This is a genomic window from Sulfitobacter sp. TCYB15, from assembly GCF_040435955.1.
Classification (GTDB): Bacteria; Pseudomonadota; Alphaproteobacteria; order Rhodobacterales; family Rhodobacteraceae; genus Sulfitobacter; species Sulfitobacter pontiacus.
Genome location: NZ_CP159195.1, coordinates 1 through 15,549 on the forward strand (window position 1 = coordinate 1; position 15,549 = coordinate 15,549).

At 62.5% G+C, this 15,549-nt stretch carries 10 protein-coding genes; all 10 read left to right on the forward strand.

Annotation, left to right across the window (positions count from 1 at the left end):
• Nucleotides 1-30 precede the first annotated feature (30 nt).
• The 10 genes from ABM428_RS15870 to ABM428_RS15915 all read left to right on the forward strand — a co-directional run bounded on the left by ABM428_RS15870 (nucleotide 31) and on the right by ABM428_RS15915 (nucleotide 15,548).
• Complete coding sequence (locus tag ABM428_RS15870) at nucleotides 31-1,662, forward strand: hypothetical protein (protein ID WP_353628586.1); 1,632 nt, start codon at nucleotides 31-33, stop codon at nucleotides 1,660-1,662.
• Between the two features lie 56 nt (nucleotides 1,663-1,718).
• Complete coding sequence (locus tag ABM428_RS15875) at nucleotides 1,719-6,581, forward strand: cytochrome P450 (RefSeq protein WP_353628587.1); 4,863 nt, start codon at nucleotides 1,719-1,721, stop codon at nucleotides 6,579-6,581.
• Nucleotides 6,582-6,773: 192 nt separating this feature from the next.
• Nucleotides 6,774-7,766 carry a transferrin-binding protein-like solute binding protein gene (locus ABM428_RS15880; RefSeq protein WP_235208571.1) on the forward strand — a complete coding sequence of 331 codons (993 nt, stop codon included), beginning with the start codon at nucleotides 6,774-6,776 and terminating at the stop codon, nucleotides 7,764-7,766.
• Between the two features lie 164 nt (nucleotides 7,767-7,930).
• On the forward strand, nucleotides 7,931-9,211 hold the full coding sequence (locus tag ABM428_RS15885; RefSeq protein WP_037966667.1) for a surface lipoprotein assembly modifier: 1,281 nt from the start codon (nucleotides 7,931-7,933) through the stop codon (nucleotides 9,209-9,211).
• Between the two features lie 220 nt (nucleotides 9,212-9,431).
• Nucleotides 9,432-10,919 carry an aldehyde dehydrogenase family protein gene (locus ABM428_RS15890; RefSeq protein WP_353628588.1) on the forward strand — a complete coding sequence of 496 codons (1,488 nt, stop codon included), beginning with the start codon at nucleotides 9,432-9,434 and terminating at the stop codon, nucleotides 10,917-10,919.
• A gap of 30 nt (nucleotides 10,920-10,949) precedes the next feature.
• Complete coding sequence (locus ABM428_RS15895) at nucleotides 10,950-11,831, forward strand: NAD(P)-dependent oxidoreductase (protein ID WP_289085325.1); 882 nt, start codon at nucleotides 10,950-10,952, stop codon at nucleotides 11,829-11,831.
• A gap of 88 nt (nucleotides 11,832-11,919) precedes the next feature.
• Entirely contained in the window at nucleotides 11,920-12,900 is a 981-nt protein-coding gene (locus ABM428_RS15900; protein WP_260005671.1) for a TRAP transporter substrate-binding protein, read from the forward strand.
• A 52-nt stretch (nucleotides 12,901-12,952) separates the two neighbouring features.
• Nucleotides 12,953-13,474 (forward strand): TRAP transporter small permease, encoded by a 522-nt coding sequence (locus tag ABM428_RS15905; RefSeq protein WP_353628589.1) that lies wholly within the window; start codon nucleotides 12,953-12,955, stop codon nucleotides 13,472-13,474.
• Nucleotides 13,467-14,750: a TRAP transporter large permease gene (locus ABM428_RS15910; RefSeq protein WP_005849002.1), complete on the forward strand. Its 1,284-nt coding sequence runs from the start codon at nucleotides 13,467-13,469 to the stop codon at nucleotides 14,748-14,750. Before ABM428_RS15905 ends, ABM428_RS15910 begins: the two co-directional genes overlap by 8 nt.
• A 126-nt stretch (nucleotides 14,751-14,876) precedes the next feature.
• On the forward strand, nucleotides 14,877-15,548 hold the full coding sequence (locus ABM428_RS15915; protein WP_005849004.1) for a sigma-70 family RNA polymerase sigma factor: 672 nt from the start codon (nucleotides 14,877-14,879) through the stop codon (nucleotides 15,546-15,548).
• The last annotated feature ends 1 nt before the right edge of the window (nucleotide 15,549 follow it).

Sequence of the window (15,549 nt, forward strand, 5' to 3'; positions counted from 1 at the left end):
TTGGCGGATGGTTCTCATAAAACTCTAGGATTGCAGCTAAATGTCATCGGGCCGTTCGATTTGCGGCGCACCGATGGGTCACGTGTCACCATCACCTCGAAGAAGGCGCGCGCTGTGCTGGCGATGTTGGCGGTCGCCCCCGGTGGCAGGCGCGAAAGACGTTGGTTGCAATACAAGCTATGGAGCGAACGCGGAGAGCGTGAGGGTGCGGCGAGCCTGCGCCAGACGCTGTCTGCCCTGCGCCGTGCGCTTGCCCCGATGGGCGATGTGCTGGAGGCGGATCGCACCACGGTCACGCTGTCGCTGAGCGAGGTCGCGGTAGATGCGCTTGAGCTTTCGTCGGTGGCGCAGCGGTTGCCGGGGCAGGCGGAGTTCCTTGAAGGGCTTGATATCAGGGACCCCGAATTCGACAACTGGCTGCGCGAGCAACGCGCCTTTTGGTCCCGCCAGCTAGAGACCTCGCAGGGCGGTCCCGACCCATCAGAGGTTGACTTCGCCCCGCCGCTGGATGTGCCCTGCGTGACGCTCATGCCCTTTGCCAGTGCCGAGCCGCTGACCCCTCAGGCGCAAGAACTGGCAGAGCAGGTGTTGGACCAGCTGGCGCGGCATCGTTGGATCAGCTTTATGGATTGGGCCGTGCACAGTGGCCGCAGCGCCGCCGGTGCCGCGCGGCCTGCGACGGCGAATTACGTGGTGACCGGCCAGTTGCGCCAGAGCGGCGGGCGGTTGGTCTTGATGGTGGAGCTGACGCATCTGACCACGGGGCAATCGGTGAAACGTGCGCAGTTTACCGCGCCGCTGGCCGATGCTGCCGACATCGGGGCGGGGTTTGCCGCAGTCGCGCGGGATATGGCGATCGAGGTGGCGGGGAATTTCAGCTGTGCCTTGGCGCAATCCTACGAACAGCGGTCCCAGTCGCGGCCGGCACAAAGTGACGAGGCGCTGGTGTGGCAGGGGCGTTGGCATATCAACCGTCTCACGGCCGAGGATTTCGAGAAGGCGCAGGCGATCTTCGAGGATATCATCGCGCGCAACCCCGGTCATGTAGAGGCCCATGTCTATCTTGCGCTGACCACGCTGTGGCGGGTCTGGACCTGCCGCGCCGATCCGCGTGACATCAAGCTGGCGCGGCGACAGGCGCAAAAGGCGATCAAGCTGGATGTGTCGGACGGGCGGGGCTATTGGATCGCGGGCTGTGCGGAATGTTGGCTGGGCAACAAGACGGCGGCTGTGCATTACACGGACGAGGCGATCCGGCTGTGCCCCTCGCTGGCCTTTGCCCATGACCAGCGCGGCACGAATCTGGCCTATGATGGCAACCCCCTGGCCGCGCTGGAGGCGCTGGAACATGCGATCCGCCTGTCGCCGCACCACCCGCAGCGCTTTTGTTTCGAGGGGGAGACAGCCCTTGCCGCGCTGCTGGCCGGGGATCTGTCGGCCGCGTTGCAGCATGCGGATCACGCCTTGTTGCTGCGCCCCGCCTATTGGTACGCCCATATGGTCAAGGTCCTGGCGCTGCACCGCATGGGCCGCCCCGACGCCGTGGCGCGTGCCAAGCGCGACCTGTACGAGTTCGAGCCCCGTTTCAACCGCAGCTATATCAACTGGCTTCCCTTTTCGGACCGGTCGCTGAACGCACGTATGATTGAAGAGATGTTCTAGGTACGGCGCGCCGGCTGGTGACCCCCCGGGGGGCCTTTGCAGAAGGCATCCGACGCATGACGAAATATGCAGACAACTACGCTGGTATCCGGCAAGCGCAGGCGGAGGAGCGGGCGCATCCCTCTGATCTGGGAACGCGGCATTTCACGCTTGATGCGCTGAACGGCAGTTGGGTCGCACAGCTGCGTAGCCGGATCACGCAAGGGCTGATGAAACATGGCGGGCTGCGCCTGATGCAGCGGATTGCGCCGGTGGTGCGTTTGGGGCCATATCACTTTGTCACGCGCCACGCCGATATTGTCGCGGCATTGCATCGGCCCGATGTGTTCGGCGTGCCCTTTGGCCCCGAGATGGAAGAGATGGCAGGCCCGCCGGTTTTTGCTTTGGGCGATGATGCACAGACCCATGCCGCGCAGATGGCGATTTTGCGCGATCCTTGGGCGGCGATTGATCCGGCGACCCATGTGCGCCCTGTGGTGCGCCGCGTGACCGAAGCCTTGCTGGAGGATAGCGGCGGGCAGATCGACATGGCGCGCGATGTCTTTATGCGCGTCACGGCAGAGGCCTGTCTGAAGACCTTTGGCATCGCAGCCCCGAGCGCGGAGAACTTTGCCGCGTTTTCGGCGGCCTGTTCCTCGCTGATCTTTGCCGACCCCTCGGGCACGCCTGCGGTGCGTCGGCAGGCGATGATCGGGGCCAAGCGCATCTGCGATCTGCTGGATGCCAGCATCGACGCCTATGCCAAGCTGTCCGCCGACGAGCGGGCGGACCCCGCACAGGCGGGGTTCTTGCAAGGGTTGATGGATCAGGTCGCGCGGCAAGGCGATGCTGGGCCGGTTTGGGAACAGTCGGACAAAGACACCGTGCGGGTGATCCTGTTCGGGGTGATCACCGGCTTTGTGCCCACCACCGCGCTTGCGGCGGGCAAGATACTCGACCAGATGCGCCGCAAGCCGGACCAGTTCCATCAGGCGCTGCGCTGTGCCGCGCGGGCCGAAGCCACCCCCGATGACCCGCAGGCCCGCTTGGCCCTGCGCGACATATTGTTCGAGATCGCCCGCTTCAATCCGTCGCTTTTTCCCGGCCAGTTCCGCCTGCGTAAAGACGCCGGCGATACGCAGGGCCTGCCCGAGGCGCTGCGGCGGATCAAACCCGGTGCCGTGGTCATTCTGGCAACAGCGCAAGCCCTGCATGATCCGCGGGTGGTGAAACACCCCAACCGCTTCATGCCCGGCGAAGGGTTTCTGGCCAAGGACGGCACCGCGCTGCCGGATCTGTCCTTTGGTTTGGGGATGCATCACTGTCTGGGGCACGAGATGGCGCATGAGATCATCACCGAGGCATTCCAGATCATTCTCTCGCGCCCCGGCATCGCCTTTCTGCCCGAGCGGCCAAAGTTCTATGGCCCCTATCTGGGCCGCTTGCGGATGCGGTTCGACATGGTGGAAGGCCACGCGGCACAGTCGACGATCGTGGCGCCTGTGCCCTTGAAAGAGGGGGTGGATATAGAGGCGCTGCGCGCGGTCCTGGCGGGGTTGCAGGAGGAGACATCAGATTTGAAGCAGGGGCTTGAGGGCACGGGGATCGTGCATTTCGCGAGCCTCAATCTGGTTAATCTGGGGGCCGAGACGCGGCTTGATGCGCGGCCCACCCATCTGCTGGCAGAGTTCAACACCGATGGCATGCCGCGGGACGCGCTGGCGCGGCTGGCGCAACGGATCGACGCGCCCTGTTCGACCGTGCTGCCGTTTCTGAAAGATGCGCAGGGCGGGTTTATCGCGGCGGTGCGCGCGCATCTGCTACATCCCGATACCAAGCCCTGGGGCACCATCGGGGTGAACTTCAACGGCACCGAACATATGCCCGTGCGCCAGATCGAGGAGGAGAGAAACCTCTATGACTGGGCCGAGGCGCAGGTGCGGCAGCGCGCAGCCGAGGGCACCACGGACCCTGCCGATCTGGTGGCCGATATCCGCAGACAGATGCAGGAGGACCCTGCGAAAGCGGCGCTGCTGTACCGTCCATCCCATCGCTATCCGCGCTTCTCGCGGCACAAGGATTTCCCCTTCTCGGGGTTTATCGCGAAATATGCGGGGCTGGGGCTGAAGCCCTTGGCGGTCTTTGCGCTGCTGGCGTTGGTGCTGCCTGTGGGGCTGGTCGCCTTTGGTATTGTCAGTCTGTTGCAGGCGGCGGATGTCTATGTCTCGCTTTGGATGGTGCCGCTGTTGCTGGCGCTTACGGTGGCGGGCGGGGTGCTGGCATGGTTGCGGCGGGTCGAAACACGCGAGACGCCGGATGACCGCTATGCGCCTCATGATCACGTCGCCGCCGTGCAAGCGATGGAGGATCTGCCCGGTTACGCGCAGAACCACATCACCTCGGTCAGTGCCTTGAAGCCCGGCCTGCTGCGGCGGCTGACCACGGCGCTGGCGTTTCACATCATCAAATATATGAAAATCCTGTGGTTCCGCCCCGGCTTTGTCACCGATTTCGCCACGATCCATTATGCGCGCTGGTACTGCCCCAAAGGCAGTCAAAAGCTGATCTTTCAGGGCAATTACGACGGCAGCTGGGAAAGCTACCTCGAGGATTTCATCACCAAGGTGCACCGTGGGCAGACGATGGCGTGGAATAACTGCGTGGGTTTTCCGCGCAGCCGGTGGTTTTTTCTGGATGGGGCGCAGGACGGTGACAGGTTCAAACGCTGGGTGCGGCGCCAGCAGGTGCAGACGCAGGTCTGGTACAGCCGCTTTCCAGAGCTGACCACTGGGATGATCCGCACCAATGCGCTGGTGCGCGACGGGCTGGCGCGGGCGCTGACCCATGACGAATATCGCGCGTGGGCCACCCTATTCTACACCGCGCCGCGCCCCGCCGATGCGATCGAGACGGACCAGGTGCAGACCTTGCTGTTCAACGGGCTGGGGCGGCATCCGTTGATGACCGCGCGGGTGCTGCGCTTTGACACGGGGCAGGGGGGCAAACGCCTGATCGCGCAGTTGCTGCAAGAGGCGCGCAATGCCGAAACCCCCGGTGCGCCCTGGGATGCGCGGCTGAGCTTTGGCGACGCCTATCCCGATTATCCGGCGCATTTCATTGCCCTGTCCTCTGGCGGGCTGTCGCTGCTGGGGTTTCCCGACACGCCCCACGACGGGCGCGCGACGTTGCCCCATGCCTTTGCCAGCGGCATGGCGGCACGGGCGCGGGTGTTGGGCGATGCGGGCACGCCCGCCGATCCCGCCCGCTGGCGATGGAGCGACGGCGCCGCGCACGCTTTGCTGCTGTCCTATGCCCGCGATCCTTCGGAGCAGGCGGCGACCGACGACACGCTGACCGTGATGTTCGAGCAATATGGCATCGCGGTGGACAGTATCGTGCGGGCGGATCTGCAACGCCGCGGCTTGGCCCATAGCGACGGGTTCGGCACGCGTGACGGTATCTCGCAGCCGATCATGCGCCACACCCAGGCCTTTGCCAAAGGCAAGGCCGCGCCGGATGATGTGGTCGGCGCGGGGGAGTTCATCCTGGGGTATCCCGATTCCCGGGGCTACCTGCCGCTGGCGATCACCGTGCCCGCCGATACGCCGGCGGCGCAGGGGCTGTCGGCGGTCGAGCGGCCGGTCACGGATCTGGTGCCGCGCTTTGGGCGGCTGCATCTGGGGGACCAGCGTGATTTTGGCCGCGGCGGGAGCTTTCTGGCGGTGCGGCAGATCTTGCACAATGACAAGGCTTTGAAGGAGTTTGTGGCGGCCAAGGCGCGCGGGCTTGAGGCGCGACATCTGCCGCAAAAGGGCATCGCGGATGCGATCCGCGAGGATATTCAGGCCGACATCAGGATCCGGCAGGGCGACCGCATGCCCGGCGACAAGGATATCGTGCTGGGGGATATGCAGCGCGGGCAGATGGATCAGTCGCCCTATGGCGATGTGCCTATGGGGCCGGATGCACGGCAGATCTGGATGGAGCAATGGATCACCGCCAAGATCATCGGTCGCTGGGCCGACGGCAGTTCACTGGCGCGCAACCCGTCGGTGTCGCGCAGCCTGCGCAACCGCGCGCGCTATCACGCGGTCGTGCGTCGCTATGTCGGGCTGCGCCTCAAGGCATTGCAGGCCGCCACGGGCCAGCGCCCTGCGACCGACGGCCATCTTGTTGCGCTGCAGCAGTTCCTTGACCGGACACGCACGCCAAGGGGAAGCGGCCGTTTGGGCGTGCATGGCGGGCTGAGCATGGATGAGACGATCTGGACGACGCAGGGCTGGGCCGCGTTCAACGATGCCTTGTCAGAGCTGGAGCATGAAGTCGGCCCCCTTGGCATACCGCGCGATCTGCTGCGGCCGGTGATTCCCGACAATGATTTCCGCCATGGCGAGGATGACCCCTTGGGGCTGTATTGCCCGATCGGGTCGCATATCCGCCGCGCCAACCCGCGCGACAGTTTCCGCCCCGGTCACGAGATCACATTGCAGATCAACAACCGCCATCGGCTGTTGCGGCGGGGCCGGACCTATAGCAGCGCGTTTGACACGCCGCAGGACGCAGGCTTGATCGACGCGGGCTGGGTGCGGCGCGATACCGAGACCGTACCGCCGGTTGAGCAAGAGGAAGGCACCTTCTTTATGTGCTTTAACGCCAATATCGAACGGCAGTTCGAATTCGTGCAGCAGACCTGGATCAACGCAGACGGGTTCCACGGCGGGCGGCATGGGCCGGACCCTTTGATCACGCCGAAACAGAAGGGTGATACGTTCATTATTCCGGGGTCGGAGGAGTCGCTGGCGCTGGATATGTGCCCGATGTCTCGCGCGGAAGGGGAGGGGGTCGCGCAGCCTGCGCCGGTGGATTTCACCCGAACGGTGGCAGGGGGGTACTTCTTTATGCCAAGCAAACAGGCGCTGGCATATCTGTCGCAACTATAGGTTAGGCCCCCTAGCGTTTAGCGATGAAAAACCGCCTGATGCGTTCTTTTTTCACGATTTTTTCACGGAGCGCCGCGCAAAAAATTACGGTACGTTTACGGTCGATTTTTAACCTTTCTTAACCTGCTGCGATTTCGGCAGGCACCCGCCCGCTTGGGGCTATTTAGAAAGGGCATTCAAATGAAACTTTACATGCAACTGATGACAACGACCGCGCTGGCGCTGAGCGTCGCGGCCTGCGGGTCATCGAACGGGGTCGACAAGGTGATTGATGTGACAGACATCACCGAAGAGGCGCAGGCCAAACGGACCTTTGCGACAGACGAGGACGGTGATCCGGTCGATGCCGGTGCTGCGATCGCGTCAGGCAAGACACTGACCGCGCGCGCCGTGGGCGTCGCCTTGCAGAACCTGAACTATCACACCGGGGAAACCAGCACGACGACTGATGTCACCGCGTCGATCAAGCGCAATGATGATGGCGCGCTGACCGTGACCATCGACGGCGAAGAGCTGGCGTTCACCCCTGCCGACGTGAATGGCGAAGGTGACGGCTACGAGGTCGAGGTGGATGGCAAATTCGCCGGGGTCTATAACTTTAATGGTCCGGTCGAAGAACTGCTGACGGCGGGCAATGGCTTTGCCCAGGTGGTAAGCATTTTCCGGACATCCGAGAACGCCGAAGGTCACGTGTCGGGTGACAATACCTTTGCGATCTTTGGCACAGAGACGGCGGATGAAGATCTGAAAGATCTGCCAAAAGCCGAATATACGGGTCGGTCGCGGATCAATGTTGTGCCAAACAGCGGCTTCGAATCGAACAGCGAAAGCCGGTACAAGGTGCGTAGCGAGATCGCGATGACGGCAGACTTTGGCGCCGGCGAGATCTGGGGCACCATCGGGAACACCACCATCGAAGACCCCGAAGACGGTGAACGTGATGCCGTTGAAGGGACCATCGCGATGGATAAAACCACGTTCGATAACAACGGTTTTGCCGGGACATTGACGGCAGATGCGGACTTCATCAGCGATATCGACGTCAATAGCGCCGAAGGGACGTACTCCGGTGCGTTCTATGGGCCAAACGCCGAACAGGTTGCCGGTGCGCTGACATTTGGTATCGGCGCTGACGACGGGTCGCTGAACGGGAACGGCTACTTCTCGGCCGACAAAGTCGACTAAGGTCGACGACAACGGGATAGAGAAGCGTCGATCAAATTACGGGTCCCGCTTCTCTGGGCGTGGGCATGACCTCAAGCCATGCCTGCGTCTCCCCATTATTTCATGTGGGAGACGCAGTGCAGAGTTCAGGTTTCACGCCGATTTAACTGCTTGAGGGTTAATCCATGAAACATCTTCTTTTTGCCGCCCTGATGGGCGTTCTTTTGGCGTGCCAATCGCCCGGACAGGCGCAGGCCGCGACACCACAGGACTATCTGGAACAGGGAAACTATGACGCCGCGCGGGCCAGTCTGGCGCAGTTGGTCAAGGGGGATCCGAACGGGCCCTTGCATCAGGCCTATCTGGAAGGTCAAATCCTGATGCGCCAGAACCAGCCTGCGGCGGCGGTTGATCTGTTTCGCGATCTGGTACGCATCGCGCCCGATTATGAACCGGCAAGACGAGAGCTGACCCTGCTGCTGGCCTATCGCGGTGATGTGACCGCTGCGCGCTATCATGCGGAACGGTTGGTCGCGGAAACCGCCGACGAACAGCTGCGCGCCGGATTGCAGACCTTTATCCTGAACAATACCTCGCGCAAGCCCGGCGGCTTTGCCCTGCGGTTCGCGCTGTTGCCGTCGTCGAACCAGACCCGCGGCAGTGCCGAGCAGGAGATCCTGATTGGCGGGGTGCCGTTCACGCTGAACCCTGCATCGCGCGCGTCTTCCGGGGTGGGGCTGGCGATTGGCGGCACGGCGTGGCGGCGCTGGCAGTGGAATGAAAGATGGTCCGGCGTGGGCACCGCCAGTCTGGATGCGAAATTCTACGATTCCGCGCTGAACACCGAAACCACGGCGGTCGCTCGGTTCGATGTCATTCGTGGCGGGCAGCGGGGGCGGTTCTCTTTCGGGCCGATTGCCGAGCTGAGCTTTTCTGATTCAGACATCGTGCGACGCCGGTGGGGGGCGGAGCTGCGCGGCGCCTATCAGCTGCGTCCGCGTGATCTGGTGTCGGGGGCGCTTCGGTTTGATCGGCAGACCTATGACCAAAGCCCGTTTCGGGACGGGCACCGGATGCGGGCTTCGGTCTCGTACCAACATCGGCTGACGCCCACGCTCGGGCTATCCTTCGGCCTGTCGCAGCTGCGCGAAACGACACAGCGCGCGCATCTGGATCACCATGAAACCGGCGTGTCGATGGGGATCGACAAACAGTGGAAATCGGGCCTGTCGACCGGCGTGATACTGGCATACGAACAGGACAGATACGACGGCATCTTCCCCGGCACCACGACCCCGCGCGAGGATGACACCACCAGCCTCACCTTCACCGTGCAGCACAACAAGGTGCAGATCGGGAAATACGTGCCGCGCATCACCTATACCTACACGCGGGCGAAATCGAATGTGGCGTTGTTCGACTATGACAGCCACGACATCGGGGCGAGTCTCTCGCTCAAGTTCTGACGTGGGGCGGGCAGCCTGATGGTGTGCCCGTTCCTGCAAACACCAAAGAGACGGCCCGAATATCCTGACAAAACACAGGTTTGCGGGCCATTCGGGCATGCCCTTGCCGTAAAACTTTCAAAAAGTTGGATTAATTCGCCTGCCTTACCTTGCGGCGCCTCGATCCGAGGTGCAGAAAGACGCCATCTACGCGGTGGTCTGCAAAGCAAGGGAGACACGTATGAAAGACTGGAACGCTTTGGCGAGCGCGCTGTATGACGGCAGCTTTCGGCCGATGTTCATCAACGGTAAATGGTGCCCGGCCCAATCGGGCGCAGAGATGGATGCGCGCAATCCGGCGAACGGGTCTTTGCTGGCGACCGTACCGGAGGGGGGCGCGGCGGATATTGATGCCGCCGTGAAAGCCGCCCGCGCGGCGTTCGAGGGGCCTTGGGCCAAGTTCACCCCGTTCGAGCGTCAGGCGCTGCTGCTGCGCATCGCCGACAAGTTCGAGGCCGAATGGGAACGCCTGTGCCTGTCGGACACGTTGGATATGGGGATGCCGATCCAGCGCACGCTGGCCAACAGCCGTCGCGTTTTGGGGATGTTGCGGTTCTATGCGGGGCAGGCGGTGATGATCCACGGCCAGACAATCTCGAACTCCTTCCCCGGCGAGATCTATTCATCCACCGTGCGTGAACCCGTGGGCGTGGTCGGGGCGATCATCCCGTGGAACGCGCCAATCGCCGGTTCCGTCTGGAAGATCGCGCCCGCGCTGGCGACCGGCTGCACCGTGGTGTTGAAACCGTCCGAGGAGGCGTCGCTGACCGTGCTGATGATCGCGCGGTTGATGCAAGAAGCGGGGCTGCCCGACGGGGTGCTGAATGTGGTGACTGGATTGGGGGCCGATGCCGGTGCCGCGCTGGCGGCGCATCCGGATGTGGACAAGATCGTGTTCACCGGATCAACCGCCACCGGTCAGGCGATTGCCCGCGCGGCGACAGGCACGTTGAAACGGGTCTCGCTTGAGCTGGGGGGTAAATCGCCGGTCATCGTTTGTAAGGATGCGGATATCGACAAGGCGGTGCCCGTGGCCGCGATGTCGGTCTTTGCCAATTCGGGTCAGATCTGCATCGCCGGATCGCGGCTGTTTGTGGCGCGCGAGATCCATGATGAATTCACCCGCCGCGTGGCGGAGTTTGCCGCAGGGCTGAAGATCGGGCAGGGGATTGACGAGGGCACGGATATCGGGCCCATCATCTCGGCCCGTCAGGCCGAACGGATCGCCGGTTTCCTGTCGGACGGTCCGGCCGAGGGCGCAACGGTTCTGACCGGGGGGCAACGCGCCGAAGGGGCGGCGCTGGAGGGTGGGCATTTCATCCAGCCCACCGTTTTTGGCGGCGTCACCGACGACATGCGCATCGCCCGCGAAGAGATCTTCGGCCCCGTGATTTCCGCGCTGCCGTTCGATGATCTGGACGAGGTCGTGACACGCGCCAATGACACGCCCTATGGGCTGGCTGCTGGTGTATTCTCGACCAATCTGGGGACGGCGCACAAGCTGGCACATCGGCTGAAAGCAGGGTCGGTCTGGGTGAATATGTATCACGCCATTGATCCAGCGGTGCCCTTTGGTGGGGTCAAGATGTCGGGGTATGGCCGCGAAGGCGGGACCGAGCATCTGGAAGAATATCTGGACACCAAAGCGATCTGGATCAACGCGGATTAAACCGCGCTGCGGGACAAAGGGAGGAACGCGATGAAAGTTGGCATTATCGGTGTCGGTCTGATGGGCCACGGCATTGCGCGGAACGTCTTGCGCAAGGGCAAGTTCGAACTGGGCTTTCTGGATCACCCCGGCAACCAGCCGGTAGACGAGATTACGGGCCTTGGCGCGGTGGCGTATGACACGCCTGCCGCGCTGGCGGCGGTGAGTGATGTGATCATACTCTGCGTCACCGGATCGCCTCAGGTGGAGGCGATTGTCACGGGCGATCACGGGCTGGTGTCGGCGTTGAAACCCGGCGCGGTGGTTGTCGATTGTTCGACCGCGCTGCCCGACAGCACCCTGCGTATGGGCGACGCGGTGCAGGCCGCGGGCGGGGCCTATCTGGATGCGCCGATGACGCGCACGGCGAAACACGCCCATGACGGGGCGTTGAACCTGTTGGTCGGGGGCGACGCCGCGGTGCTGGAAAAGGTCCGGCCCGTGCTGGCAAGCTTTACCGATACGGTCGACCACGTCGGGGCGCTTGGTCACGGGCACCGGTTAAAGCTGCTGCATAACTATGTGTCGGTCGGGTTCATGACCCTGCTGGCCGAGGCCGCAGCGCAGGCCGCCGATGCGCAGATCGATCCGCAGGTCTTTGTGGATGTTCTGGCCGGTGGTGGCGGGGCCAGTGTCGCGCTTGAGCGTTTGGCCCCCTACATCACGCAAGGCGACCGCGAAGGGCTGCCCTTTTTCGTCAGCAATGCACAAAAAGACATCGACTATTACCGTGCCATGTCGACCGCATCGGGGGCGCAACAGACCGTCGCCGATAACGTCTCTGCCGCGCTCGCCCGAACGGTCGAGGCGGGGCATGGTCAGGCCTATGTGCCCGAGCTGGTAAAGTTGTTCCGGAAATCCGCGCAGGGCTAAGGCAGCGTTGCGCGGTGCCACGAGGGCTGCATCTTGTCAGCTTTGGTGGGTTTAGATAGCACATCCACAAGGTTACTGGGAGGTTACCATGAAATTCAATCTGACACATTTTGCGGCCGCAAGCGCCTTTGTCGCGCTGGCGGGTGCCGCCGCTGCGCAGACCGAGATCAAGATCGGCTATGCTCTGGCCCCCGACAGCCACTACGGCGTCGCGGCGCAGAAATTTGAAGAGGTGGTGCTGGCGGAGACCGGCGACCAGTTCAGCTTCAAGCATTTCCCGTCCTCGGGTCTGGGCGGCGAACGCGAAGTGATCGAGGGGCTGCAACTGGGCACCATCGAGGCAACAATCGTGTCCTCGGGCACGCTGGCGAACTTCGTCCCCGCCACCGGTGTTTTTGACATTCCGTTCCTGTTCAGCGGGTTGGACCACGCCCGCGCAGTGCTGGACGGGCCCATCGGTCAGGACATTCTGGGCGAGTTCGACACTGTCGGCCTGCACGGTCTGGCATGGGGCGAACAGGGCTTTCGCCACATCACCAACAACCGCAATGCGATCCACACGCCTGCCGATGTCGAAGGGCTGAAGATCCGCACGATGGAAAACCCCGTGCACCTCGCGGCCTTCGACGCCATGGGGGCCGCCCCCACGCCGATGGCTTGGCCCGAGGTGATTTCGTCGTTGCAGCAAGGTGTGATCGACGGTCAGGAAAACCCGCTGTCGGTGATCGTTTCGGTCAAGCTGAACGAAGTTCAGAAATACCTGACCCTGTCGGGCCACGTCTATTCGCCCGCGATGCTGCTGGTGTCCAAACCTTTCTGGGATGGGCTTGACGACGATCAGAAAGCCGCGATGGAGAAAGCTGCAACTGAAGCGGCTGCCGCGATGCGGGGCTATGTCGACAACGTGGAAACCTCGGGTGTGGAAACGCTGAAAGAGCGTGGCATGGAAGTAAACGCCCTGTCCGCCGAAGAGAAAGCCGCGTTTCAGGCGTCGATCAAATCGGCCTATGAAGGCTACTATGACACCTACGGCCAAGAGCTGGTCGACTCGATCGTAAACTTCGAGTGAGCAATACCGCCGGCATCCAAGGGGTGCCGGCGACATCGGGCGAGGGGAAGCCGTGAAGAGACTGGAAAACATTTTCGTGGCGTTGAACGGTTGGGCGCTGATCCTCATGCTTTCGGCAATGACGCTGGTCGTCGGTGCCAATATCACCCTGCGCTATGTGACCGCCCATTCGCTGCCTTGGGCAGATGAGGCGGCGCGCTATCTGATGATCTGGATGACCTTTGGCGGCGCGGGACTTGTGCTGCGCACCGGCGGGCATGTCGCGATCACCAACCTACAGGATGCGCTGCCCAGCATGGGGCAAAAGCTGCTGCGGGCGGGGATTGCCTTGGGGCTTTTGGTCTTTTTCGGTTTCATGGTCTACGTCGGCATCCAATATGCGCAGCGCATGCAGTATCAGGTCACACCCGCACTGCGGATGCCCTTCCTGTATGTCTACGCGGCGATGCCGGTCGGGTTTGCGCTGCTGATCGCCCACCTGCTGCTGATTGCGCGCCCCTTCATCATGGCCGGGGATTATAAACGTATGGATGGGGCCACCGCCGACCCACTGCCCGGAGGCGCAAATGGCTGAGATCCTTTTTCCCGCGCTTTTCGTACTGCTCGCCCTTGGTCTGCCCGTGGCCTTTGCCATGGCGATATCCGTCTTTGTCGCGCTGAGCTTCGGGTCGTCCTACCCCAACCTCGTTGTGGTGAAAGAGATGTTCTCGGGCCTTGATAGTTTCCCGCTGCTGGCGGTGCCGTTCTTTATCCTCGCGGCGGAGATCATGACCGGCGGGGCGGTGACCCTTGCGATGCTGCGCTTGGCACAATCGCTGGTGGGGCATCTGAAAGGGGGCTTGGGTCATGCGAATGTCGTCAGCTCTGCCATGTTCGCGGGGATCTCCGGCTCGGCGCTGGCCGATGCTGCGGGGCCGGGGACGATGATGATCCGCATGATGGAGAAGGGCGGCTATGGCCGTGCCTATGCCGGAGCGCTCACCATCTCGAGCTCGGTCGTGGGGCCGATTATCCCGCCGTCGATCACGATGATTATTTATGCCATGCAGGATCAGCAGGTATCGGTCGGGTCGCTGTTCATGGCGGGTGTGCTGCCGGGTATCCTGATCACCGCAGCGGTGCTGCTGGCCAACGCGCGGGTCAGCCACAAGCGCGGCTATGCCAGCGGCGCACCGATGCCTCCCTTGGCCGAGATCGCGCGGATCGCGCTTTACGCGCTGCCCGCGCTGATGTTGGTGGTGCTGATCGTCGGCGGTATCCGTTTTGGCGTGTTCACCCCGACCGAAGCGTCGGTGATCGCGGTCTTCTACGCGCTGTTCGTCGGCATGTTCATTTACCGGTCGCTGCGGGTCGCGGATCTGCCCGCGATCATCCTGCGCGCGGCCCTGGTGTCGGGGGCGGTGCTGTTGATCCTTGGCGCGGCGCGGGCCTTTGCCTGGGTGTTGATCATCGAAGGCGTGCCGCAGTTTCTGGCAGAGACGATCATTGCCTGGGATCTGTCGCCGATTGTCTTTTTGCTGGCGGTGAATGCGCTGTTGCTGGTCTTTGGCCTGTTCATGGACCCGCTGCCCGGGGTTATGATCCTTGTGCCGATCCTTGCGCCGATCAGCTTTGCGCTTGGCATCGACCCGGATCATTTCGCGATTATCGTGATTGTGAACCTGACCCTTGGTCTGACCACACCGCCGGTGGGAAGCCTGATTTTTGTCGTCTCGTCGGCGGTGAACATCAAGCCATCGGCCCTGATCAAGGAAATGCCGCCGTTCTTTATCGCATTGATGGGGGCGTTGCTGTTGATCACCTTTATCCCTGCGCTGTCCACGTGGTTGCCGACGCTCAGCGGGTTCTAGGGGAAACTGTCCTTTGATATCGGGTTGTTTGCCAAGGATAAAACCCAATTTAACCGTGCCTTAAGCAAAATAAACTTTCCCAGATTCGTGAAGTGTGGTCATGTTGGGGAAAAAGTTGGGCAGGCAATGACAATAACTTATGCAGCAGCGCGCAATGCGCCGATGTTGGCGTTGGAAGATGAACGTGTCCTGTTAAAGGATTGGCAGGTTAGCAAAGATAAGTTCGCGCTTGAATCCTTGGTGCTGTCGCACGCGCGTATCGTGTTCTACTGGGCGCGCAAGCTCAGCGATGATCAGGCCGAACGCGAAGACCTGATTTCCGAAGGGATACTGGGGCTGATCCACGCCGCCGATCTGTTTGATCTGGATCGGGACGTGCGGTTTTCGACCTATGCGAAATGGTGGGTCAAGAACGCCACGATGACCGCCCGCAACCACCTGCGCGCCATTGTCGAGACTCCGGCGGGCGTGCAGAAAACGGTGCAGCATTCCATCGACGATGATGACAGCTTTGCGCTGCTGGCCTCGGAAGACCCCAACCCCGAAGAGGCCGTGATCGCGCAGTCGTCGCAAACCCTGATCCGCGCGCGACTGCTTGAGGCGATGGAACGGCTTCAACCGATGGACCGCGAGGTGCTGCGGGCGCGGACCTTGCAGCAGCCCCCCGAAAGCATTCAGGATCTTGCCACGCGGATGGAGGTCACCCCCGCCAAGCTGCGCCAGATCGAACGCCGCGCGATGTCGCGATTGAAGTATGAGCTCGCGGCGCGTGGCGTCATGACAAGCAAGATGCACTGAG